This window comes from Tunturiibacter gelidiferens, assembly GCF_051013345.1.
Classification (GTDB): Bacteria; Acidobacteriota; Terriglobia; order Terriglobales; family Acidobacteriaceae; genus Edaphobacter; species Edaphobacter gelidiferens_A.
In genome coordinates, this window is record NZ_CP132939.1 from 3,228,199 (window position 1) to 3,251,514 (window position 23,316).

General features: G+C 58.0%; 23 protein-coding genes and 3 pseudogenes. 10 read left to right on the forward strand and 16 right to left on the reverse strand.

Translation table 11 applies throughout. From position 1 onward, the window contains the following. Nucleotide 1: 1 nt before the first annotated feature. From sdhA to RBB80_RS16075, 13 genes and pseudogenes are all read right to left on the reverse strand, one after another. A pseudogene (gene sdhA, locus RBB80_RS16015) lies at nucleotides 2–1,776 on the reverse strand (succinate dehydrogenase flavoprotein subunit). A gap of 543 nt (nucleotides 1,777–2,319) precedes the next feature. Continuing rightward, the gene (locus RBB80_RS16020) at nucleotides 2,320–3,123 is read right to left on the reverse strand and encodes a succinate dehydrogenase (protein ID WP_433969327.1); all 804 of its coding nucleotides are present in this window, start codon (nucleotides 3,121–3,123) and stop codon (nucleotides 2,320–2,322) included. Between the two features lie 357 nt (nucleotides 3,124–3,480). Beyond that, on the reverse strand, nucleotides 3,481–4,095 hold the full coding sequence (locus RBB80_RS16025) for a non-canonical purine NTP pyrophosphatase (RefSeq protein ID WP_433969328.1): 615 nt from the start codon (nucleotides 4,093–4,095) through the stop codon (nucleotides 3,481–3,483). Between the two features lie 162 nt (nucleotides 4,096–4,257). Further along, the gene (locus RBB80_RS16030) at nucleotides 4,258–4,686 is read right to left on the reverse strand and encodes a hypothetical protein (protein ID WP_433969330.1); all 429 of its coding nucleotides are present in this window, start codon (nucleotides 4,684–4,686) and stop codon (nucleotides 4,258–4,260) included. A 65-nt stretch (nucleotides 4,687–4,751) separates the two neighbouring features. Beyond that, on the reverse strand, nucleotides 4,752–5,729 hold the full coding sequence (locus RBB80_RS16035) for a hypothetical protein (RefSeq protein WP_433969331.1): 978 nt from the start codon (nucleotides 5,727–5,729) through the stop codon (nucleotides 4,752–4,754). Between the two features lie 80 nt (nucleotides 5,730–5,809). Beyond that, nucleotides 5,810–6,139, reverse strand: coding sequence for a hypothetical protein (locus tag RBB80_RS16040; protein ID WP_433969332.1), 330 nt, complete (start codon nucleotides 6,137–6,139; stop codon nucleotides 5,810–5,812). Between the two features lie 78 nt (nucleotides 6,140–6,217). Then, complete coding sequence (gene ogt, locus RBB80_RS16045; protein WP_433969333.1) at nucleotides 6,218–6,781, reverse strand: methylated-DNA--[protein]-cysteine S-methyltransferase; 564 nt, start codon at nucleotides 6,779–6,781, stop codon at nucleotides 6,218–6,220. Then, nucleotides 6,774–7,364, reverse strand: a complete 591-nt coding sequence (locus RBB80_RS16050; RefSeq protein WP_433969710.1) for a DNA-3-methyladenine glycosylase family protein — start codon at nucleotides 7,362–7,364, stop codon at nucleotides 6,774–6,776. Before RBB80_RS16050 ends, ogt begins: the two co-directional genes overlap by 8 nt. An 18-nt stretch (nucleotides 7,365–7,382) precedes the next feature. Then, nucleotides 7,383–8,275: pseudogene (locus tag RBB80_RS16055) on the reverse strand (bifunctional transcriptional activator/DNA repair enzyme AdaA); the annotation flags it as partial. A gap of 184 nt (nucleotides 8,276–8,459) precedes the next feature. Continuing rightward, the gene (locus RBB80_RS16060) at nucleotides 8,460–9,206 is read right to left on the reverse strand and encodes a flagellar motor protein MotB (protein ID WP_433969334.1); all 747 of its coding nucleotides are present in this window, start codon (nucleotides 9,204–9,206) and stop codon (nucleotides 8,460–8,462) included. Continuing rightward, nucleotides 9,203–9,592: a motility protein A gene (locus RBB80_RS16065; protein ID WP_433969711.1), complete on the reverse strand. Its 390-nt coding sequence runs from the start codon at nucleotides 9,590–9,592 to the stop codon at nucleotides 9,203–9,205. The genes RBB80_RS16060 and RBB80_RS16065 overlap by 4 nt, the downstream gene beginning before the upstream one ends. Further along, on the reverse strand, nucleotides 9,490–9,996 hold the full coding sequence (locus tag RBB80_RS16070; RefSeq protein WP_433969336.1) for a motility protein A: 507 nt from the start codon (nucleotides 9,994–9,996) through the stop codon (nucleotides 9,490–9,492). Before RBB80_RS16070 ends, RBB80_RS16065 begins: the two co-directional genes overlap by 103 nt. Nucleotides 9,997–10,023: 27 nt before the next feature. Further along, the gene (locus RBB80_RS16075) at nucleotides 10,024–10,302 is read right to left on the reverse strand and encodes a flagellar FlbD family protein (RefSeq protein WP_433969337.1); all 279 of its coding nucleotides are present in this window, start codon (nucleotides 10,300–10,302) and stop codon (nucleotides 10,024–10,026) included. A gap of 265 nt (nucleotides 10,303–10,567) precedes the next feature. Between RBB80_RS16075 and RBB80_RS16080 the strand changes: the two genes are divergently transcribed. From RBB80_RS16080 to fliS, 3 genes are all read left to right on the forward strand, one after another. Beyond that, nucleotides 10,568–11,413, forward strand: a complete 846-nt coding sequence (locus tag RBB80_RS16080) for a flagellin (protein ID WP_433969339.1) — start codon at nucleotides 10,568–10,570, stop codon at nucleotides 11,411–11,413. A gap of 146 nt (nucleotides 11,414–11,559) precedes the next feature. Then, nucleotides 11,560–12,933, forward strand: coding sequence for a flagellar filament capping protein FliD (gene fliD / locus RBB80_RS16085; protein WP_433969340.1), 1,374 nt, complete (start codon nucleotides 11,560–11,562; stop codon nucleotides 12,931–12,933). 13 nt (nucleotides 12,934–12,946) lie between these two features. Beyond that, a complete protein-coding gene (gene fliS / locus RBB80_RS16090) occupies nucleotides 12,947–13,411 on the forward strand; it encodes a flagellar export chaperone FliS (protein ID WP_433969341.1) in 465 nt (154 codons plus the stop codon). A gap of 245 nt (nucleotides 13,412–13,656) precedes the next feature. On the opposite strand, the gene RBB80_RS16095 is transcribed toward fliS, so the two are convergent. Further along, the gene (locus RBB80_RS16095; protein WP_433969343.1) at nucleotides 13,657–14,154 is read right to left on the reverse strand and encodes a YkgB family protein; all 498 of its coding nucleotides are present in this window, start codon (nucleotides 14,152–14,154) and stop codon (nucleotides 13,657–13,659) included. Nucleotides 14,155–14,186: 32 nt separating this feature from the next. Then, nucleotides 14,187–14,723 carry a carboxymuconolactone decarboxylase family protein gene (locus RBB80_RS16100; protein ID WP_433969345.1) on the reverse strand — a complete coding sequence of 179 codons (537 nt, stop codon included), beginning with the start codon at nucleotides 14,721–14,723 and terminating at the stop codon, nucleotides 14,187–14,189. A gap of 166 nt (nucleotides 14,724–14,889) precedes the next feature. Here RBB80_RS16100 and RBB80_RS16105 point away from each other — a divergent pair. Both RBB80_RS16105 and RBB80_RS16110 read left to right on the forward strand, forming a co-directional pair. Beyond that, nucleotides 14,890–15,242, forward strand: a pseudogene (locus RBB80_RS16105) (cupin domain-containing protein); the annotation flags it as partial. A gap of 57 nt (nucleotides 15,243–15,299) precedes the next feature. Next, entirely contained in the window at nucleotides 15,300–15,719 is a 420-nt protein-coding gene (locus tag RBB80_RS16110; RefSeq protein WP_433969712.1) for a helix-turn-helix domain-containing protein, read from the forward strand. A gap of 66 nt (nucleotides 15,720–15,785) precedes the next feature. On the opposite strand, the gene RBB80_RS16115 is transcribed toward RBB80_RS16110, so the two are convergent. Continuing rightward, complete coding sequence (locus RBB80_RS16115; protein WP_433969346.1) at nucleotides 15,786–16,694, reverse strand: LysR family transcriptional regulator; 909 nt, start codon at nucleotides 16,692–16,694, stop codon at nucleotides 15,786–15,788. A gap of 288 nt (nucleotides 16,695–16,982) precedes the next feature. Here RBB80_RS16115 and RBB80_RS16120 point away from each other — a divergent pair, with 288 nt between their 5' ends. From RBB80_RS16120 to RBB80_RS16140, 5 genes are all read left to right on the forward strand, one after another. Next, entirely contained in the window at nucleotides 16,983–17,723 is a 741-nt protein-coding gene (locus RBB80_RS16120; RefSeq protein ID WP_433969348.1) for an SDR family NAD(P)-dependent oxidoreductase, read from the forward strand. Between the two features lie 155 nt (nucleotides 17,724–17,878). After that, nucleotides 17,879–18,646, forward strand: coding sequence for an SDR family NAD(P)-dependent oxidoreductase (locus RBB80_RS16125; RefSeq protein WP_433969350.1), 768 nt, complete (start codon nucleotides 17,879–17,881; stop codon nucleotides 18,644–18,646). Between the two features lie 102 nt (nucleotides 18,647–18,748). Continuing rightward, the gene (locus RBB80_RS16130) at nucleotides 18,749–18,985 is read left to right on the forward strand and encodes a DUF427 domain-containing protein (RefSeq protein ID WP_433969713.1); all 237 of its coding nucleotides are present in this window, start codon (nucleotides 18,749–18,751) and stop codon (nucleotides 18,983–18,985) included. After that, complete coding sequence (locus RBB80_RS16135) at nucleotides 18,954–19,058, forward strand: DUF427 domain-containing protein (protein ID WP_433969352.1); 105 nt, start codon at nucleotides 18,954–18,956, stop codon at nucleotides 19,056–19,058. Before RBB80_RS16130 ends, RBB80_RS16135 begins: the two co-directional genes overlap by 32 nt. A gap of 671 nt (nucleotides 19,059–19,729) precedes the next feature. Further along, nucleotides 19,730–23,314 carry a carboxypeptidase regulatory-like domain-containing protein gene (locus tag RBB80_RS16140; protein ID WP_433969353.1) on the forward strand — a complete coding sequence of 1,195 codons (3,585 nt, stop codon included), beginning with the start codon at nucleotides 19,730–19,732 and terminating at the stop codon, nucleotides 23,312–23,314. Nucleotides 23,315–23,316 lie beyond the last annotated feature (2 nt).

Genomic DNA, 23,316 nt, shown 5'->3' on the forward strand with positions numbered 1-23,316 from the left:
TCTAGGCGGTGGCGTCGTAGCGGCGGGGGCGGGGTTTGATGTGGCTGATGTCTACTTCTTCGAGTTCGAAGGCGGGGGCGTCGTTTTTGTAGCTGGCTTTGGTGGTTTTGAGGAACTTTTCGTCGTTGCGGTCGGGGAAGTCGGGTTTGTAGTGGGCTCCGCGGGACTCGTCGCGGAGGCGGGCGCCCTGGACGATGACGCGGCCTAGCTGGAGCATGTTCCAGAGCTGGCGGGTGAAGGCGAAGCTGGTGTTGGCCCACTGGCTCTTGTCGGAGAGGTTGACGTTGCGGTAGCGGTCGAGGAGTTCGACGAGCTTGGCGTCGGCTTCGTCGAGGCCGGCGTTGTAACGGATGATGGTGGCGTGCTTGGTCATGGTGTCGCCGAGTTCGCGCCAGAGCTTGAAGGGGTTTTCGGTGCCGGGGTTGTTGAGGAGGAGGCTGTTGAACTCCTTCTGGCGGGCGAGTTCGGCGGCGTGGCCACCGTCGCCCTCTTGCGCGGGTAGGGCTTTGGCGTAGGCGAGGGCTTGTGGGCCGGCTACGAAGCCTCCGTAGATGCAGGAGAGGAGGGAGTTGGCGCCGAGGCGGTTGGCTCCGTGGATGGAGTAGTCGGCCTCGCCTGCGGCGAAGACGCCGGGGATGTTGGTCTGCTGGTTGAAGTCGACCCAGAGGCCGCCCATGGTGTAGTGCATGCCGGGGAAGATCTTCATGGGGACTTCGCGGGGGTCGTCGCCGACGAACTTTTCGTAGATCTCGAGGATGCCTTCCAGCTTGCGGTTGAGGGTTTCCTTGTCGATGTGGGTGAGGTCGAGATAGACCATGGGCTGGCCGTCGATGCCCATGCCGTGCTCGTAGACGACTTTGAAGATGGCTCGGGTGGCGACGTCGCGGGGGACGAGGTTGCCGTACTTGGGGTACCACTCTTCGAGGAAGTACCAGCGTTCGCCTTCGGGGATGGATTTGGCTACGCGTTTGTCGTTCTTGTCTTTGGGGACCCAGACGCGGCCGCCTTCGCCACGGGCGGACTCGGACATGAGGCGGAGCTTGTCTTCGCCGGGGATGGCGGTGGGGTGGACCTGGATGAACTCGCCGTTGGCGTAGAAGGCCCCTGTTGATAAAGTGCTGATTGAGCTGATCCGGTGCAAACTACTGAATTGGTGGACTTTCCGAAGATGGCTCCGTTGCCTCCGGTGCAGACGATGATGGCGTCGGCGGGGAAGGTGCGGGTGTCCATGGTGCGGAGATCCATGGCGGTGATTCCGCGGCAGGCGCCCTTAGAGTCGAGGACGGCGGAGAGGAACTCCCAGCCTTCGTACTTGGTGACTTTGCCTTCGGCTTCGAATCTTCTTACTTGTTCATCGAGTGCATAAAGCAACTGCTGGCCGGTGGTGGCTCCGGCGAAGGCGGTGCGGTGGTAGAGGGTGCCACCGAAGCGGCGGAAGTCGAGGAGACCTTCGGGGGTGCGGTTGAAGGGGACGCCCATGCGGTCGAGGAGGTCGATTATGGCGGGGCCCTGTGCGGTCATGTTTTTGACGGGGGTCTGGTTGGCTAGGAAGTCGCCGCCGTAGATGGTGTCGTCGAAGTGCTTGAAGACGTCGTCGCCTTCGCCTTTGAGGTTCTTGGCGGCGTTGATGCCTCCCTGGGCGCAGACGGAGTGAGAGCGCTTGACGGGGACGATGGAGAAGAGGTCGACCTTGCCGCCGGCTTCGGCGATCTTGATGACGGCGGCTAGTCCGGCTAGTCCGCCGCCTACTACGATGATTCTTGGTGTTGCTGCCATGAGTGTCTTCCTTATTTCGCGTTGGCTGCCTGAGTGTCTGAATGGTCAAATGACAGCGTGTTCGACTGAACCGATTGTTGAGTGCGAGGGTCTCTCATGAGAACGTATGCCTTGTAAGTTCCCTTGCTCAATTTGTACAAAATAGACAACGGCGACAAATCGCTTGTGCTAGCGTGAGCGGGGATATACCAGCCTGCGCCGTCACGTCCCAATGGGCAAGAAGCGTTCTCTAGTTGCAAGCGTTGGCGGATATGATTCGATCCTTGTTCAATAACTATTCGGTCATCGCACTCTCGGCTGCGGAAGGGTGAAAGAAACAACCCTTCGTCTGTGAGGTTAGTTACAGTAACCTCCAGAGCGTCGAAATCTGGGTTGTTTATTGCGGGATGAACGCGCTTTATCTGTAGAGAGAAACGATCTGGGATGAGATCAGCTGCGCCCTTTGTTGGCGTCGCCGCAAAAGCTGACGACGGATACGCCAAGACGCAACTGCTCAAAGTCAGCGACACCATTAGCCCAGACTTGAGAGAGTTTAGTCATCTCTTAGCGAACGTCTCCCGGCTGCTGGGGGTTGGTTGAGTTTGGGGGTGGGATGGTAGGTGCGGGTAAGTCGATGCCGGCGGGTTGGGCGGGCATTACGTTGACTGGGGCGTTGGGGTACTTCCAGACGACGGCGTAGATGCTGGCTAGGCCCATGATGCAGAGGGCGAGGCCGAAGGCAGTGCAGACGTAGCCGAATTTTTTGCGGGCCTTTTCGCCGGGGGTGATGCCCCACTTGGCGGCGAAGAGCCAGATGCCATAGGCGAAGTGCCAGGTGGTGGCGATCATCGCGATGACGTAGATGGCGAGCATCCAGGGGTTTGAAAGTTCAACCTGTACTTTATGGAATGCTGCGCCGGGGTTCTCCGGGAGGGAGATGCCGCTGAAGCGCTGTCGCCAGACGTGCTGGACGATGTACAGGAAGGCGATGATGCCGGTGATGCGCTGGGAGACGTACATCCAGTTGCTGGCCCAGGGGTAGACGTTGACGCTGACGCGGCCGCGGAAGGCGATGAAGAGTCCGTAGAGGGCGTGGAAGGCGAGAGGGATGAAGATGAAGGCCCACTCGAGGACGCGGACGAGCGGGAGGGAGTTGAGGAACTTGACCTGCTGGGCGTAGGCGAGGGGGCCGTTGAGGGTCTCGAAGTTGGAGATGATGTGCTCGACGAGGAAGGCGCCGATGGGGACGATGCCGGTGAGGGAGTGAAGCTTGTGCCAGAGGAAGGAGTTGCCCTGGCCGGCGCGGAGTGGCTGCACACCTTTGAGGGTCGGGGTGGCAGGAGGTGCTGGCGGGGCGGCGGTGGCCATGGGGACTCCTTGGAATCGTGATGGATGCACTTGGTGAGAAGTGGAAAAGTGCAGCACCGCGATTATTCCGCTCGGGGATTGGCAGCGTCAAGGAAAGTAGATAGATTTGTGCGGTTATCGTTATGTTTGTGCGATTAAGTTGATCGAGATTGAATTTGGGGTGGTTAGAGGCTGGCTAACACCTTCGGGATTTTTGGATCAGGTGGACGACCGAAACTAAAGACGAAATACGGGGGTCTCTCCGCTGCGTAGTTCACGATGAAGCTGTGAACCGCTTCGGTCGAGATGACGAGTTTTGGAGTGGGGAAGAGAAAGAGCAAATGGAAAGACGAGATGACGAGGTTGTAGATAGGTTTTTTAGAGTTCCGCGGATAAGGCATCGAGGATGGCGGCGAAGGCTCGGCCGCGATGGCTGAAGGTGAGCTTGGTGGTTAGGTCGAGCTCGGCCATGGTTTTGTTTTGAGCGGGGAGGTAGAAGAGGGGGTCGTAGCCGAAGCCTTCGGTGCCGCGTGGGGCGGGGAGGATCTCGCCTTCGACGGCTCCGTGGCCTATGGCGAGGATGTGGCCGTTGCGCGCGGCGGCGAGGACGCAGTGGTAGCGGGCGCTGCGCTCGGTGAGAGGGATGCCGGTGAGGTTGGAGAGGAGGTAGAGGTTGTTGCGCTCGTCTGTTGTAGCGTTCGCTGGATCGTTGAAGTGGTGGTCGTCGGCGTAGCGGGCAGAACGGACGCCGGGTGCTCCGTGGAGAGCGTCTACTTCGAGGCCGGAGTCGTCGGCGATGACGATTTCGCCGGGAGCGTGACGGGAGTAGAAGATGGCTTTGAGGCGGGCGTTGCCTTCGAAGGTGGGTTCGTCTTCGGCGGGCGCGGGGATTTGGTTGAGGCTGGGCAGGGGAGTGAGTGTGATTTGCGGAGAGGCTGTGGCGGAGAAGTCTCGAAGCTTGCCGGGGTTGGTGGTGGCGACGAAGAGATTCATTCTTGTATTGATATACCTTGTTGGGGCCGATGGTTGGGCAGGAAAACAGCCACCGCAGATCCCTCCGGGATGACAAACAAAAGAACAGACGACAGCAAAAGCGATGCGGCGGTCTTCGCTGCTCTCAAAGAGGTCTTCGCTGCTCTGAGTAGGACAAGTGTTTTATTGCGTGATTCGGAAGCGGACGAAGGCTACGGCTCCGAAGGGGTGGGCTCCGTAGATGGAGATGAGGGCCGTGGGCGTGGTGTAGGTGGTGAACTGGGCTCCGGGGGCGGCGAGAAGGTGCGGGGCTACGCGGTAGTCGCGGTCGTAGCCGAAGGAGTAGGCGGCGACGTGGCCGATGGGGGATTCGGTGAAGTTGGGAGGGAGCGCGGAGCCGGGTGGGATGAGGAGCTCGTTGGAGCGGCCTGCGTTTTCGATGCGTGTCCAGACGTAGTTGCGGGTTCGGAACTTCAGGAGCGATTCGAGGAGGTAGGAGTTTTCTTTGCTGTTGTCGGATAGGGATTTTGTGCGGCCCCAGAGGAGGGTGTTCGACCAGTTGTTGGCGGAGCTGCCGTCGGGGGTGGTGTGGCCGAAGGGGCGGTTGTACATGATGGAGGCGGTTTGGCGCTGCTGGTCTTCGCCGGGATAGAGGGCCTCGGGGCTGACGATGTGGGCTATGGAGTATTGCGCGTTGAGATTTTTGTGGGAGCGAAGGTGACGCGGGAGGAGTAGCTGTCGACGGCGTGGCCGTTGGGGGAGGGTTGGAAGCCCCAGCGCTGCTCGGTGGGCTCGGCGCCGTGGAAGCCTGATTCTTCGAAGCGGAGCCAGCGCCAGGTAATGCCGCCGGTAAAGACGTTGAAGGCGATGTGGGTGGAGTCTTCCTGGTGGTGGCCTAGGGCGGCGATGGGATCTTCGGAAGCTGAGAGGCGGTGCGGGTAGGCGGTGGGGCCGATGGCGGGGTCACCTACTGGAGCGGCGTAGAAGCTGAGGAGTGTTTGTTTGCCGAGGCGGAGGTCGTAGAGGGCGGCGACCTCCATGAAGAAGTCGTGTGGGTGCTGGCCGTCGATGATGGGTTTGCCGAAGGCGGTTTCGCCTTGCTGGAAGAGCTCGGGGTATTGGCGGTTGGAGATGGTGGCGGGTTCGAGGGAGAACATGGTGCGGAGGGTGAGCTGGCCGTACTGGCCGTGCCCGCCGAGTTGGCGCATGGCCATGGGCATCATCCAGTTGGTGGAGAAGAGCTTGTCGCCGCCGCGGGTGACCTGTGTTGCGCAAGGGAGGTTGAACTGCTCGCAGGTGTCGGGGGATGGACCGGTTGGGTTGGAGGCGTGCTGTTGCGTGTCGGAGATGGAGGCGGTGCCGTGGAGCATGAGCATCCAGCCGCGATAGCTGCGCATGATCATGGAGACGGGAGTGGAGGCGGGCTCGGCGCTGGTGCCGGAGGTGGTGTGATTGAGGATGACATCGATGAGGTTTGATGGCGGCTTCATCATGTTCATGTCCATCTGCATCTTCGTGTCGGGCATGGATGCTTGAGTGGAGCCCATTTGCATTCCAGGCATGTTCGGCATGGAGCTTTGATTGGTTTGAGACAGTGCCAGCAATGGAGTGAAAAAGGCCAATGAAAGCAGGGCCGCTGCGAGGATGGAGCGCATGGAGATTCCTTGTCTTGAGGCGTGCGTTTTTTGGGACAGCGTTGAAGGCGCTGTAACGCGGCGAAGGCTCAAGAGGAAAATCAGATACGCAGTGGCGTGGGAGGAGGGAACGGGGGCGGAGCGGCCCATCGTAGGACGGGCGTGTTCAGCGGGAGCGAGATCTGGTCGGTAGATGCGAAGATCGCGACTGCGCGGAGTTGAATCTGCGGCTCAATCTGTGTGGAGATAACTGCCGGCTGCTGCTGCTGAGCGCTGCAACAGGAGGGAAGGTGCTGACCGGGAGGCGATTGCCCGGGGCAATGATCGCAGGCGGATTGCTTCGGCTGTGCGGCTTTCACGCATGTGGCTGCGCTGACGAGAAGCGTCAGGAGGCAGAGCAGCGTCGCGAAGAGGTGCACAGTTTTTTTCATCGTTGTGAGGTTGGACGAAGAGATCGGGGCAATCGATAGATATGCCCCTGAAATTATTTTGCTGTTGCGATTGTATTCTCAAGTGAGTTGAGGGGGAAGACTGGCAGCTTGCTCCTTGTTCTGATGCGCCTTGTCTTCGTGGTTGAGGAGCCAGCGTTTTCGCTCGATGCCGCCGCCGTAGCCTGTGAGGGAGCCGTTGGATCCGATGACGCGGTGACAGGGGACCACTACTCCGATGGGGTTGGAGCCGTTGGCGAGCCCGACAGCCCTGACGGCGTTCGGCCTGCCGATTCGTTCGGCGAGTTTTCCATAAGAGAGGGTTGTGCCGTGTGGAATCTCTCGCAGAGCACGCCAGACCTCGCGTTGAAATGGGGTGCCGGCTGTCTGGACTGGGAGCGCGTCTATCGATGTGAGCTCTCCTGCAAAGTACCGCTTCATCGTGTCGGTCAGGCCGGAAGGATTGTTTGCGGGCTCAAGCGTGAAGCCGTTGCGGCCATAGTGACGCCGGAGAAGATTCTGCAGGCGGTCGGTATGATCTGTCCAGTCGACGGCGCGCAGATTACCGTCACGATCGGCGACGATGATCATCTCGCCGATGGGCGTGTCGAATTTATCCGTTAGTAGTTTTAGAGGTTCAGGCATGGGCTCCCTCGGTGTGTGGGTTTTCGTTTGTATTCGCGGCCCACAGGTGCTGAGCCGCATAGGCGCGCCATGGTCTCCATGATTCGGCGCGATGAAGAAGAGTCTTTGGATTTGTCGGCGCGCCATCGACCTTTGCTGCTCCTCGAAGTAAGCCGATATCCGATGCGGGGAAGGCGTCCATCTCGCGAATTGCGCGCAGTGCGATGTATTGCGCCGTCCACTCGCCAATGCCGGGAATAGTGCGCAGCCGGGCGATGGCTTCTTCAATGGTTCCAGAGTGACGGAACAGGTTGGGGTCATCGGTTGCAGCCTGCGCCAGTGCCTTCAACGATGCTAGGCGTGCAGCCGGCATGCCCAGACCTAGTGACCTGGCTGTGGCGAGACGCTTCGCCGTGGGGAAGGTGTGGGTCAGACCTGGAGAGCCGCCGGGATTTTTCGGTAACGGTTTGCCGTGGAGCGCGACGAGTTGTCCTGCAAGCCTGCGTGCCGCAGTGACGCTAATCTGCTGGCCGAGGATGGCGCGCACAGCCAGTTCGAAGCCATCCCAGCCTCCCGGCGCCCGCAGACCGGGATGAAGCGCCACCCACGGTGCGAGCTGCGGATCGTGGGAGAGGTGTGCGTCGATGGTCTCGATGTCCGCGCCGAGGTCGAAGAGTCGACGCACCCGAGCTACGATTGCAGGCAGGGATTGCACGGACGTGAAGTGGATGGTCACGCTGAGGCTCTGTTGGTGCGGGAGGTGAGTCACGGAGATGCTTCCAACTGATCTATCAATCTCAACGGTGCGCCGGTAGCACCCCTCTCTACAACTTCGACACCGGGAATGGCACGCGCCTCTAGAAAGCTGAGCATGGACTCCCAGTCGTACGGTGGGCGGTAACGCAGTCGGAGCGTGATGCCTGCCGAGGTACTTGGACGACTCATGGAAGACTTTCGCCGGAGTGCGCTGGGAGGGCGATGGAAGAGCTGTTGAAACAGTTCGTTGAAGCGGCGCAGGCTGTTGAAGCCCGCGGCGAGTGCAACTTCGGTCATGGGCATTCGGGTTTCATGGATGAGATGCTTGGCGAAGAGCACGCGCCGGGTCTGTGCTACGGCGATTGGAGAGGCTCCGAGGTGCTGAAGGAAGAGTCTGCGTAAGTGACGCTCGCCGACGCCTAGACGTTCGGCGAGCGCGTCTACTGTCTTGCCTTCGCCGTCGAGGGCGCCGTCAGCTATGAGCGCCAGCGCGCGTGAGACGGTGTTTGAGGTTCCGCGCCACGAAGCCAGTTCGGGTGCGGTCTCGGGACGGCAACGCAGGCAGGGGCGATAACCCGCTTCATGTGCCGCTGCTGCGGACGGATAGAAGGTGCAATTTTCGTACTTCGCAGTGCGGGCCGGACAGACGGTGCGGCAGTAGATTCCGGTGGATTTGACGCCGACGTACATCAGGCCGTCGAATCGCGGATCACGGCTCTGGAGAGCCCGGTAGCATGTCTCTTTATCTGGCGGTTCCATGTACGAAGTTTCTCACGCTGAGAGTCGTTACACTCGCGGTTTTCGGACATGTTCATTTCTACTCATAGTCTAGTCTGAGCGCTTGGATCGGGAGAGCCTGGGGAGAAATGAGAATGATTCCAGAGGATCACGGATTTGCGCTTCGGCGTGTAGTTAATATGGTCGAAGCTGGATCGAGGAACGCCTATTTTCGCAGAAGGATAATGTCTACGCGGCGGTTCTGGGTGCGGCCATCTTCGGTGTCGTTGCTGGCTACCGGATGGAACTCGGCGTAACCCGCGGCGGCGAGATTGACTGGGTCAATGGGCCCGTGTTCGAGAAGAAGACGCGCGATGGCGGTGGAACGCGCAGTGGAGAGCTCCCAGTTGCTGGCGAACTGCGCGGTGTGGATGGGGACGTTGTCGGTGTGACCTTCGACGCGGAGTGGGCCTGCGGGCAGGGTGGTGGCGAGGATCGAGATCATCGGGATCGATGCTGGGCGAACCTCTGCGGAGCCGGAGGGGAAGAAGCCGGCTTCGTGGAGCGAGATGACAAGGCCGTCGGAGGTGATGCGCATGGCGATGCCGCCCGGAGGAATGCCACCGGCGGCGACCTGCTCGGCGATGAGTTTGCGTAGACGGGCTTCGGTCTCTTCGAGAGTCTCTGTGCTGGTGGAGGAGGGAAGGGGACGCACGATCGGCGAAGGGATGGAGTTGGTGATGGCGGAGGCGTTGATGTCGGTGAGCGGCGGGGTTTTCGAGTGTGCGTCGAAGGTGCCGAGGGGAGTGAAGGCGGTCTGCATGGCTTCGGAGAGCTTGAGCTGCTTCTTCTTGTCGGATTGGCTGGAGGCGAACAAGACAACGAAGAAGGCGAAGAGCAGCGTGATGAAGTCTGCGTAGGAGACCAGCCAACGCTCATGGTTTACGTGTTCGGGATGTTTTTTCTTGCTCATGCTCGAGACTCAGCGGCGTTGCCGGACTTTCCATTTTTAGGAGGGTGCGACTCAAAGAGATAGGTGCGGAGCTTGGTCTCGATCATGCGTGGATTCATGCCCTCGAGGATGGAGATGACGCCTTCGAGCATCATCTCCTTGATCATCTGTTCTTCGCGATGGCGGAACTTGAGCTTGCCTGCGGCGGGGAGGCAGATGAGATTGGCCATGGCGACGCCGTAGATGGTGGCGACGAAGGCGACGGCGATACCGCGGCCGACCTCGTCGATATTGGAGAGGTTCTTCATGACCTGGATGAGTCCGAGGACCGCGCCGATGATGCCGACGGTGGGGGAGTAGCCGCCGGCGGCCTCGAAGACGGCAGGGATTTTTCTTCGATCTCGGATTTGTTGTCGAGCTCGAGCTGCATGATCTTACGGACCTCTGCGGGTTCGGTGCCGTCAACGGCGAGCATGAGAGCTTGTCGAAGAAAAGGGTCGGAGACGGAGGAGAGGTCTGCGTCGAGGGAGACGATGCCGCTTCTGCGGGCCTTGTTGGCGAAGGCTACGATCTGGGCGAGGGTCGCTTCGCCGTTCGATCCTTTGTGGAGGAAGACCTTTGCGGCGGCTTTGATGGCGGCGAGGAAGATGTTCATCGGAAACTGAAGCATGACCGCTCCAAGGGTGCCGCCGATGACGATCATGGCCGCGGTGGGCTGGGTGATCTGGGCGATGCTGCCGCCTTCAACCATCATGCCGGCGAGAATGCCGATGAGGGCGAGAGCGATGCCGCCGATGCTGGCGATGTCCATGGGTATCCTCTTCCGAAGGTTAGGTGGCTATTCCTGCGAAGCTTTGCGGTCGTGATTGCGAGCGATCTGGTCGGCGTCGTGCACGGACTTTGCGATGAGAGCCTGTGCGGCCTCGGGCCAGGCTTTGCGCAGGACGGCGGCTCGGAACTCGAGAGTGAGTTGCGAGACTTCGCTGCATGGTTCGAGGACGATGAGCTTTTCGCCGGTGATTAAGGTGAGGACGGTGTCGGGTGCGGCTTCGGCGTATTTGATGAGGTCGCAGTTTACGGCGAGAGGACTACCGTTGAGGCGTGTCAGTTGGATCATGTGTGTAAGGACTCCTCCCAGATGTCTCATCGGCAGGGAAGTTGCTGTCAATAGGAAGAAGGAGGCAGGTGACTATGACGATGGAGCGAAATGAGATTTGCGTAAAGTCGGCGCGGGGGACGCCGATGAGGTGGGAGAACGCGGAGCCTACCGCTAGGTGAACCGGATCTCACAGACTGCTTCGGCAGGGAGGTGAGTTCGCCGGTCGGACACCCGGGACTGGCGTCGCGGTAACTCAAACCGAGCAGTACAGGAGCGTTTCCATATGTCCTTGGGCATTCTTACAAACGTTGCAGCAACCTATGCTGAGAACAACCTCAACCAGACGCAGAGCAGTCTCCAGAATGTTCTGCAGCAGCTCTCCTCGGGTTCGCGTCTTAACAGCGGCGCAGATGACGCGGCCGGTCTTTCGATCGCGGACGGCCTTACCGCCAACCAAGCTGCACTGACCCAGTCGGCACAGAATGCACAGAACGGTGTGGGCTTGCTGCAGACTGCTGACGGTGCGTTGTCTCAGGTGACCAACCTGCTCGATCGTGCGGTTACGCTGGCGACCGAGGCTTCGAACGGTGGTTTGACTGCCGCTCAGTCGACCGCTGCCAACACCGAATTTCAGAGCATTTTGACTGAGATCGGCAATATTGGCTCCACGACGAACTTCAACAGCAGCGCCGTTTTCAACGGGGCCGCTCCTACCACCTTCGTCCTGACCGATGGAACAGCTACTGGAGTAACAACGATCAGTGCGGCTGCGACGGTTCTTACTGCCGCGAGCATCGGCGGAACAGCCTTCACTGCTGCCGACACTCTGGCTGGCGCGACGCCGCAGGCTTCGGCTCAGACCACGCTGACCGCCATTACCACTGCGATCGCCGGCGTTTCGGCGGCCCGTGGCGCGATCGGTGCCAACATCAACCAGTTGAACGCGGCTGCCAGCGTTGCCAGCTCGGAAGAGGTGAATCTCTCCTCTGCCAACAGCGCAATTCGTGCAACCAACTTCGGTCAGGCGACCAGCGATCTGGCGAAGTTCCAGGTGTTGAGCCAGACCGGTATCAGCGCTCTTGCCCAGGCGAACAGCGCGCAGCAGGAGATTCTGAAGCTGCTGCAATAAGCTGATGAAAGCGGCGGTGGTCACGCGAAGAGGCGTGGCCGCCGTTCTTTCGTTTTTGGTGATGCTTAGCTGCTTCTAATCTTCGACGGTGAGAATATGGCACTTCGCTTGCTTCCGGATCGTGCGAAGAAGAACGGAAAGGTGACATGGGCACTGTTGGATTAAGTTTCGGGTCGGCGACGAGTGGTCAGGGATTCGACGTAGCGTCGACGGTGACGCAGATTCAAGCGGCGAGCCAGGCGATTGAGACTCCATGGCAGAATCAACTTACGGCGTTGAAGGCTCAGGATACGGTCCTTTCTTCGCTTGGAACGGACCTGTCGACGCTCTCCACCAGCTTGCAAAAGCTGACGGATTTTGAAGGAGTCTTCGCGGAGAAGCAGGGGTCCAGCTCGAATACGGATGTGCTCAGCCTGACCTCTGCAAGCTCGTCGGCCACGGCAGGAAGCCACACGATCCAGGTAAATCAGCTGGCACAGACCTCGTCGGAGGTTTCGAGCACGATCTCGAGTGCAAGCGATACGCTCACCGGGACTGTGACCATTCAGGGCCATGTATTCGACACCAGCATCGCGGGCAGCAACACGCTTACGGGCCTGGCTTCGGCAATCAATTCGGCGGCCATCGGCGTGACCGCGAGCGTGATTACAGACTCCTCCGGGTCACGGTTATCAATCGTAAGCGGAACCAGTGGTGCGGCAGGACAGTTGAGCGCCATCACAACCAACAACCTGTCCGATTCAACCACGGGGGGCAGCAGTATCTCGTTCTCGACCGGACAGGTAGGACAGGATGCAAGCCTGATCGTCGATAATGTGCCAATTACGAGTTCATCCAACACCGTGACCGATGCGATTGCCGGGGTAACCTTTCAACTGCTTGCGACCAGTGCGACGTCAACCCCGGTGCAGGTACAGATCACGGATGCCACTACGGATATTGCGACAGCGATAAGCAGTTTTGTTTCGGCTTATAACAAGGTGATAGGAGACATCAATAATCAGGAGCAAAGCGGCGCGGGTGGAACCTCTTCGCCACTCTTGGGAAGTCCGATCATTGCTCAGTTGCAGGAGTCCATTACTGGATCTCTCTTCTCTGGCACGAAAAGTGGTTCGATCAGCAACATTACCCAGTTGGGGATCGGTATCAACAACGACGGAACCCTGACACTGAACGCGGACACGCTTACTGGTGTTCTCAACTCCAATCTGTCGGACGTGACCGGCTTTTTGCAGAACTCGGGGAGTTTCGGCCAAACGTTTGCGACCGCGCTGAACAATGTTGGGACGCAGGCGCCGAATGGGGCGGTCTTTCTTGCGCAGCAACAGAACAGCAGCCAGGAGACGGCGCTGAACGCTGATATTACCAACGAAAATGCAATTCTGGCGACGCAGAAGACACAGCTGACGAATGAATTGAATGCTGCGAATCAGATTCTTCAATCAATCCCGAGTCAGCTCAATGAGGTCAATTCGGTCTTTGATTCCTTGACGGGTTTCAACCCAAATACACACGCATAACTTAGGAGCAAAGATGAGCTACCAAGATCAAAGTCTGTCCGGTGCGACCGGCGTCGAACTTGTTGTCGCGCTTTACGATGGTACGATTCGCTTTCTCTATCGCGCGATGCAGTGTGTGGAAGAGGACGATGTGCGGGGACGCCGCATCGCGGTGAAGAAGGTGCTCGATATCCTGACGTATCTACAGGCGCGGTTGCGTCCGGATCTCGGTGGAACGGTAGCTGCTTCGCTGGCAGACTTCTACTCGACGATGTTCACAATGACCCTGGAGGCTTCGCACCTGGAGTCGAAGGAGCAGTTTGAAGAGGTGATTGGCTTTGTTCGCAATGTCCGCGAGGCCTGGGTGGTCGTGGCTCGTGATCCTGAGGCGGGGAAGGTGTTGCCGCGAGAGCTGCGGACGCGCGAGGAGCGGTTCGTTCCGCAGGCAGAGATCTATGCGCCTGTTGGCGAGGCTGCAGCTTCGAGGTGGTCGGCCTAGCTGGCCGGTGAGTCGCTGGTTAGCAACCATAAATACGAACCAGTCAGTCCCGAACAGTCGGGCGAGGCTTGCTGAGGATAAACCTAGTGTGAGCGCAGTCCTATTGGGGACGTAAGGGGCTTGTTGTCTTCGAGTGCCGCCAGTCGCGCTCGCACTCATATGACTATTCAAGGCGCTACACCCGTAACAACTACAGTGCAGGCCGCGCCACGCCCCGACACAACCCGGGCGTGGCGCAGCTCTGCTCATTGCGCTGTGTCAGTAGCAACGGACGCTCTCACAATATCCTCCCTCAGCAGATAGAACGACACCGCCAGCAGCACCACGTCTTTCATCAGGAAGGCGACGTTCCCCACCATCGCGGGAAAGCCGCCCGCCGACGGAGCCCATCCATCCGGCATAAACGGAATGATCGTGATCGTCGTGATGAACGTCAGCACTGACCCCAGGGCTCCGAGCGCTCCCAGCTTCTTATTCCAGAAGCCCGCCAGGATCAACGCTCCGAACAACCACTCGGAGACACCCAGCAGATACGTCGAGCCCTTCATCCCAAAGACTGAGTACATCCAGAAGATCAGTGGTCCGTGGGTAAAGAATGGGACCAGGCCCTGCATCTCATACTCAAACCACTTCTGATATCCGAAGAAGAAGTAGATGATCACCATCGAAACGCGAATCAAGCGATAGTCAAGGTCTCCCTGGAAGGGAGCCTTCTTCGATAGAAATTCGATTAGTTTATTCATTCCTTTTTCCTTTCCTTTCTGGCCCATGCACCTCAGAGCTTCACTTCAACCGCAGGAAAGTCGATCTCCGTATCGGCGAGTTCATTGGCATAGTTGGTGAACGTATTCACAACGACATGGGCAACGACCTCCATCATCAGGCCGTCGTCAATCCCAGCCTTCCGGGCGCGCTCCAAATCCTTGTCCAAAACATGACCGCGCTGACGAACGATCGTCTTCGCAAACGAGGCAAGCGCGCTCTCAAATGGATCCTCGCCGTCTCCAGCACGCGCCTTCAGCGCCTCGGCCTCGCTCACACCGGCAGCCTTCGCCAACGCCGTGTGCGCCGAGAGGCAATATCGGCACTCGTTCTCCTGCGCCACGGCCAGCGCCACAATCTCGCGCTGACGGGCGGAAAGGCGGCCACGCGAAAGCGTCTTCGACAGTGACAGGTATCCATCCAGAGCCACGGGAGAATGTGCAAGCGTGGCAAAGAGGTTCGGGACTATCCCCAGGCTAGCCTTCACCTGATTGAGGGTGGCGGCAACCTTAGCATCAACATTCGACGAAACAACAGGAATACGGGACATTATCTTCTCCAATCTCCTGTGGCGCCGCAGCGCCAATCAGGAGTTATCTGGAGATGTGATGGTACGTAATGTTGTTTGGAATATCGTTTAAATACCTTATAGTCTCATCAGGAACCAGATGGACAGCCTCTCCCCATTTTTCGAGCAATTTACCCTCTCCGCCCGGATGTTCTACTCGGGAGCCTTCTGTGGTGTCTCTCCGACCCTCGACGAACAGGCCGGGTACCTTCATTTGCTTACGAAAGGACGACTGACGATCACCCACCCCAACGCTCGACCGGTCGTCGTCGATACCCCGAGCATCATCTTCCTTCCGCGCCCTCACGAGCATCGCCTTCACGCCTCCGAGGAGGAGGGCACCGAGCTCGTTTGCGCCACAGTCGAGTTCGGTACCGGCATGCTGAACCCGCTCACCGCCTCCTTCCCTGAGCCATTCGTCACCCCCTCGACACCCTCCCCGAACTCGCGCCGACGCTCCAGCTTCTCTTCTCCGAGTCTTCCTCCGACCTCCCCGGCCGCCAGACTGCTCTCGATCGCCTCTTCGAATACGTTCTCGTGCTCCTCTTCCGTTCAGCCATGAACGCACGCCTCGTCGACTCCGGGGTCTTACTCGGCCTCAGCGACCCTCGCCTCCGAAAGGCCATCGAGGTTATGCACAAGCATCCGGAGACCTTCTGGTCGCTCGAACAGCTCGCTCAGCATGCCGGCATGTCGCGCGCCCGCTTCGCCGCTCACTTTCGCACGATCGTCGGTATAACGCCATTCGATTACCTCACCAACTGGCGCCTCGGCATCGCTCAAACCATGCTGCGCAAAGGCAACTCGCTCAAACTTATCTCGGCCGCTGTGGGGTACACCAACGCCACTGCTCTCACACGGGTCTTCACCCAGCGCCTCGGAATGCCCCCTCCGACTGGCTGGCTCGCAGCAAACCCTCTCCCTCACAATGATCCACAAGTCGTCCTGAAGCTCTCCCTACAATTGCATCACCCATAACGCGTCTCTGATCGAATTCGACGACACGCAGCATAACGCTAATGCATCGGGCATTGGGACACACCCTTAGCTAGTACGCGGATTGAACTGAGAACAAAGCGCGAAGGTCTTCTCGAGGTGCTCGATGAAGACGCGAACTTTGGTGGACATCCGGCGACTGCCGGGCCGCACGGCAAGGATTGGCACTGCACGCTCAAAGGGTGTCAGGAGGCGGAGGACGGTACCTTCTCTGAGTTCCGCGGCGAAGAGCCATGCTGGTGCCTGGGCAATCCCGAGATGTTCAAGAACACCCATCCTCATCTGTTCAATATCGCTGGTTCGAAAGACTCCTGTGGGAATAACACGCTTCACGTCCGACCCGGACCCAAATTTCCAGGGCTGCACGGTACCCCGCTCGACAAAGACGACCGATCGAAATCGTTTGAGGTCTTCCGGTGTCTCCGGTGCGCCGTACCGTGAAAGGTACTGGGGAGTGGCGACGAGAATGATCATTGTCTGCGCGAATCTTCGCCCAACCAGAGTAGAGTCCGGGAGATCACCTGAGTGGATAGCGAGATCGAACCCGTCTTCAACGATCGTAGTCGGGCTTTCGGATGCTGCCATTTCGATTGCCATCTCTGGGTAGGCAGCAAAAAAACTAGCCAGTTTTGAGACCATATGCAAGCGGGCAAATGTGGGGGGAACAGTTACCCGGATGAGACCCTTCGGCGCCGTCTGACCTCGTCCGATTCGCGATGTTGCGCTTTCAAAGTCGTCCAGAATGCGCAAAGCAGATTCGTAAAAGTCGCTCCCAGCCTCGGTCAGAACAATCGAGCGAGAGGTGCGGTGGATAAGCTCGGTGCCGAGCTGGGCTTCGAGGGCGGAGATCTGTTTGCTGATGGCGGGTTGACCAACGCCGCGCTCTTTGGCGATCGCGGAGAAGCTTCCTTTTTCGACTACCCGAACGAAAACCTGCATCGCATCCAATTTGTCCACAAAGCCTCCCAACGGCGCTTGGATGGATTGTATTTGTTCGAGCGGGGAACTACTTATCTCTTTCCGCGCGGAGAGAAATCCCCCGAATTAGGGGTTTCTTCCGCCTCTGCCGAGGCTTGTTCCACTCAACCCAATGCATTCCTATGTGGAATGGCTGGTATTCCCTGGAGTGCCAAGTCGGGTTGTGTGGGTCGCACATCAGATAACAGTCTGGCAGGCCGAGCAGGATGGCGGTCAGTTGAATCAGCGAAGTGATGCTTCATTCACAGAAAAATCCAAGGAGATTCCATGTCTAAGTTAGCTAAGAAAGTGGCACTCGTTACCGGCGGTTCCCGGGGTATTGGCGCAGCGATCGCAAAGCGTCTTGCCGCGGATGGAGCGAGTGTTGCCATCACGTACGCGAAGGATGCTGATGCGGCTTCCGCAGTCGTCAAGGCGATTGAGCAGAGTGGCGGGAAGGCCGTCGCAATCCAGGCCGACTCCGCCGATACCAAAGCAGTGCAGGCCGCGGTCGAAAAGGCCTTCACGACCTTCGGTCGGCTTGACGTGCTTGTGAACAATGCCGGTACGGCCATCCCTAAGCCGTTTGAGGAGACGCCGATCGACGAGATGGATCGCGTCATCGACATCAACGTCCGCGGAGTGCTGGTGGCGACGCAGACGGCGCTCAAACACATCGGTGAAGGCGGCCGGATCATCATGATCGGCTCGTGCGTGGGCGAGCGCGTCGTAGCGCCGGGGTTGGTAGCCTACTCGGCGACCAAGGGAGCCGTGAAGATGTTTGCGCAGGGTTTGTCGCGCGAGGTCGGGAGCCGGGGCATCACCGTGAACAACGTTCAGCCAGGTCCAATCGACACGGATCTGAATCCTGCTGCAGGCGATTGGGCCGTTCCACAGAAGGCCGCGACCGGGCTGGGCCGCTATGGGACTGTTGAAGAAGTCGCCGCACTGGTGTCTTTCGTCGCTGGTCCGGAGTCCTCGTACATTACGGGAGCGAATCTGACCGTTGATGGCGGAACGAATGCCTGAGCCAATGCACGTACTTCGTCTACCGGGCTGAACGTAGAGACGCGCGCATGGAAGTGGTGGGGAGCCGAGGAACTAACGGCTCGGCTCCCCTCAGCGCCATGCGTGGCGTCGTGCAAGTTTATCCACCAGCCGACCAGTTGAAGAGAGAGAAAACGATGACTGCACTTCTGAACAAAACTGCGCTTGTGACTGGCGCATCAAGAGGCATAGGGCGTGCGACAGCAGTGGCGCTTGCCAGGGCCGGAGCATACGTCCTTGTTCACTATGGCCGCTCTGCGCAAAAAGCGGAATCTGTGGTCGCCGAGATCCAGATGAAAGGAGGACGCGCAACTGCAATTTCGGCGGACCTAGGAACTTCGGACGGCGCTGCACTGCTCGCTAAGCAGGTGCGCTCCATCGTCGGCGATCGATTGGATGTGCTTGTGCTCAACGCCGGAATCAGCAAGTCGGCAGCTGTCGCTGACTACACGGTAGAGGATTTTGACAAGCTCTTCGCGACAAACGTTCGAGGCCCGTTTTTCGTGGTACAGCAACTACTGCCGGTTCTTGGCGAGGGTTCAAATATTGTTGTTATCTCTTCTCTCGTAGCCCGTATGGTCGTGGGCAAGCCCGGTTTGGAAAACCCTTCGATCCTCGCTTACGCCTCTACCAAAGGCGCACTTGAGACTCTAATCAGAAATTGGGCCGGTATTCTCGGACCGAGCGGCATACGTGTAAACGCTGTGGCGCCAGGAGTGATCGACACGGATATGTCGAATTTTACGAAGACAGAAGCGGGTCGCGAGGTTGCTCTGGGAATGCAGGCGCTGAAGCGACTCGGCAAACCCGAAGACGTCGCCGACGTAGTCGCTTTCGTGGTGTCAGACGGCGCGCGTTGGATCACAGGTGCGAGTATTCCCGTCGATGGCGGCTCGAAGCTCTAACCGGCCGTGAGGAGCGCAATGCATACCAACTCGAGTGAAGGCAAGGAGATCAGAGTTCCTGGGCCTGACCATCCCATCACGATTTCTCCAGTTCAGGGCACGATGCGTGTAACGGTCGCTGGAAGGATAGTCGTTGAATCGACGCAAGCACTTCGGCTGGAGGAAAAGGGATACCCGCCTGTTTACTACTTCCCGCGAGGCGATGCAGATATGTCGTTGCTCGTTCGGACTGGGCATTACACCTATTGTCCGTACAAGGGGGACTGTACGTACTACAGCACCCCCATCGGCGGAGCGAGATCCGAATATGCCCGTTTGGACATACGAAAAACCGTATGAAGCTGTCGCCAGCATCAGAGAATACCTGGCGTTTTATCCAGGACGGGTCGATGCGATTGAATTCGTGTCATGAGCGAGGCAGAGATGAACCATCAGGAACGGAACGTATCCGTAAATGTAAAAGTTTCATATTGATAGCGAATTCTGAATCAAGAACCGCACTTGCGAATTTCGCGAATCATCAGCTGCGAAGTTTCGAAGAGTGGCTATGGAATTTTTTCTGAGGTGGCCATAGCAGATCCCACTACGTTGCGCCTAAAGTCAATCCTACCAAGTAACGATTCGATTATTTCGAAGTAGTTTATGGCATACAGGGTGATGTGACTTTGGCTTCCCCAATTTCGATGCGAGCCTGTCTTGTCAGATCTTCCGAAACAGAATGGAAGATTATGGTCCGCAGTTCTTCGGAAGATTCCACTATGTGGTGTTTGGACGTCTAGAACAATCCACCCTCGCGCGTTGAACGTTGCGTAAATAGAACCCAGGCGTGATTACGATCCGTTCCATCTCGGATGCGAGATCTTCAGTGCGCGAGACGAAGGGTGCTTGAGGCACTGGCCAATCTGGTCAGTCGATAGCATTGATTCGTCGATGGATCTCATGGAACACATGCCTACCAAGAAAACGACCGCGCAGATTGCTGTTCAGTTTGCGTGAGGTCGGTCTGAATACACAGCTTGTCGATCCGCGGTCAGGCGTCGCGGCGTCGCTTTTGATGATCTTGCGAGGCACAGGAGACGAATCATGAAAACACTATGTGGGTTGCTAATACTATTGCTCGCCACAACGTTGAACGGAGCGGGGCAGGCGATCTCGGTTAACGGCGGGTCTATACAGGGCACGATCACGGATAGCTCGGGAGCGATCGTACCGGATGCGACGATCTTTATTCTCGGCAATGACACCAATTCCTCGAAGACTTTGAAGTCTGACTCCAGTGGCTTCTATAGCTTAGGGCCTTTGACTCCCGGACCCTATACGGTGACGGTGAGTGCTGCGGGGTTTGAGAAGCTTACGGTGAAGACGGTTGTCCGTACGGGGACGGCGACTAATGGAAATTTCAAGCTCGCGATCGGCTCCTCGACTGAGACGGTGGAGGTAAACGCCGGTGCACTTCAGATCAACACGGATCAGGCGGGCGTCAGCGACGTTATTACGAAGGACCAAATCGATTCTCTGCCGGTGAACGGGCGAAACTTTCTCGATCTTGCTCAGATCGAACCGGGGGTAATCCTGCAGAGTGGGGAGTCGTTTGATCCGACGAAGGCGGGCTACTCTGCGATTTCGACGAGCGGCGTTTCGGGTCGCACCACGCGTATTCTTCTCGACGGTCAGGACATCACGGACGAAAACGTTGGGACAACCATCTTCAATGTGTCACAGGGCGCGATCGGTGACTTTCAGTTGAACCGCTCCACACAGGATGTCTCGGGCGAGGTGACCTCGACTGGTCAGGTGCTGGTGTCAACGAACTCAGGAACCAACAAATTTCACGGTCAGGCGTTCTATAACTTTCAGGATCACAGCGCGCTCTTTGCGAGAACTGCGGGCGGCATCGATACTCCTTTTCAGAGGAATCAGTTCGGGGGAAGCGTCGGGGGGCCGATTCTCAAAGACAAGTTATTTTTCTTCGCGAATGCGGAGCGCATCAAGCAGGAATCACCAGTTTCGATCACCATGGCTCCGCTCTTCTCGGCGATTCAGGAAGCGTACCCGACGATCCCCTCTCCCTACCGAGAGACGTACTCCACCGTGCGGTTGGATTACAGCGGACGATGGGGCGTGCATTACTTCGCACGCGCCAACTACGACGTCAACAGCTCGAGCTCGAACTTCGGAGCCGGCTATGAGATATACAACAACCGCGACAATACGCCTGGCATTGCGGGCGGAGCTGACTTTACAATCGGGCATTTTACCCACTCGTTTCGTGCAAGCTACGAGAAGTTCCATAACCTCTTGATAGACGGTACGACAGGAAACACCAGTGTTTATAACGGGTTTCCCGGGCTAAACTTTCGCCTCAAAACGGCTGGTCTCTTCTCTGGCCCCAACGTCGATTCTCCACAGGAGACCTACCAGTCGGATAAGCAGTTCCGTTACGACGGCAGTTGGACTAAAGGCTCTCATTTGATTCGTTACGGATATAGCATCAACCGCATTCTGGGCGGTGGGTTTGCGAACTTTCTGGGGCTCGCTCCCCGAGCAACACTCACAGCGTCCACTCAGCTCGCTGACTGCGGAAACGGAACGCCTGGTCCGTGCCCCTCGGATCCTCTGCACGGGTACTACGCTTCTACTGTGTTGTTCGGTAATGGACAGGGGTTCCTCACCGAGAACCCAGGCTTTGGTCTGGCGGGCGGAGGAGTCGAGGATTGGCGGGAAGGTGCCTATGTCTCCGACAATTGGAAGATTACTCCAAGCTTCACTCTTACAGCAGGAGTGCGGTGGAGCGTCGATACGGATCGGGCAAACCAGGATCTGCCGACTCCACTCTGCTCCGATGTGACGATCACTCCTGCCCCTTGCTCTGGCAGCGCACCGCTCTTCGATCAGTTCCAGCCGGGACTAGGAAAGAAGATCCACCAACCTTATGCAAACTTTGGACCGCAGCTTGGGTTCGCATTCAGCCCCGGAGATCATAAGACGGTGGTACGTGCGGCCTTCGGCATTTTTTATGAAGGCGATGTCTTCAATAACACCCTCAACTCACGTCAGGCTCTGATCAAGACGGGCCTGTTCAACGATACGACCCACAGCATATGCGGCGGTACAAACTCCCTCACGCTGCCGGACGGTTCAGTCGTCACGAGCGATGGCGGAGTCTCCATTGCGGATATTTGTAACCAGCCTTTGAGTCAGGCAGGCCAGCACTTTATCAATCTTCAGAATCTGTTTCAACAGGTGACTAAATCGGTTGGCCCCGCCAGCAACGGTCAGTATGCCGGGAATACGTTGACGATAGTCGGCGCATACGCGGCACCCTATCGAACGCCATACTCGGAGCAGTGGAACGGCGGTATCCAGCGGGAGATCTTCAAGGGAGGCATTCTCTCGGTTGATTATGTGCACAATTCGACTTTGAAGATTGCTCAACAGATTGATGTAAATCGTGTTGGCGCCGCACGCACGCTGAACCTTGCTGCAGCCCAAAACGCGATCGCTACTACTACTAGCGGCCACGGCTGCGCTGGAGGGTACAGTTCCGCGGCGATCTCTTGCGCGATCGCTGCCGGGGCGCAGATCGCCGACTTTGCTGCAAACGGGTTGGACTCGGGAAATACATTTCTCAATAGCAATCCTGCGTCTTACAACGGGCTGACAGTGGCGACTGGAGCGGCGTTCCCGGGCTTCAATCCGAACTTGGGAGAGGGGCTCTTTTTGTTTCCAGCCGGCAGGTCAGGCTATGATGCGCTGCAGGTGGTCTTCCGTGAGCAGAAGGCACATCCTGCTCCTGGAATTATGAGCACCAATCTGCAGATTTCGTATTCCTTCTCGCGTGCCATTTCTACAGCCAACCCTGCGACAAATGCTGGGAACACGGGTGTCGGTGATCAGTTCTTTTCATCGCCATCCTACGACTATGACAATCCCACGGCCTATATCGGTCGGAGTGGACTGGATCATACCCATGAGATCTCGTTTGGAGGATCAGCGACACTGAAGTATGGTCCACAGATCGGGATCATCGGGCACTTCTTCTCTCCTGCGGCGACGAACCTCTATCTTGATAATGGTGGAACGAGCGGCAGCGCCGTAGGGGGTATCTTCCAGTCCGACGTTACGGGCGATGGAACAATCGGCGATATCGTTCCTGGAACTCAACCTGGCGCGTTCATGCATGAGTACAAGGGGAACAATCTCAATAAGTTGATCTCTCAGTACAACGCAACGCAGGCCGGTCAGGTTACTCCGGCGGGTCAGGCGTTGCTTGCAGCAGGACTCTTTACTCCGGGGCAACTGTTGGCTCTTCAGGCGGCGCAGCAGCCGATTTCACCTGTACCGGAGGCGCATGGTCCAGAGAACGTGTTTTACCGCAACCTTGATCTGAGCATCTCGTATCCGATTCAACTGAGTCGTTTGCGGGAAGGAATGACTCTGGTGCCGGGAATCGCGTTCTACAACGTTGGCAACTTCTCGAACTTCAGGGACTACATCGACGGAACACTGGCAAATACGACTACAGCACAAGGCGGCGCTCTGAGCGGTTTGCTGAATGGCCCGAACAGCTTCGCCGATCATGATCTGAATCGTGTCCAGCGTGGTTCGGGTACATCGGATATCGGTGGACCGCGGTCTACTGAGTTCCAATTGCGACTGAACTTCTAACC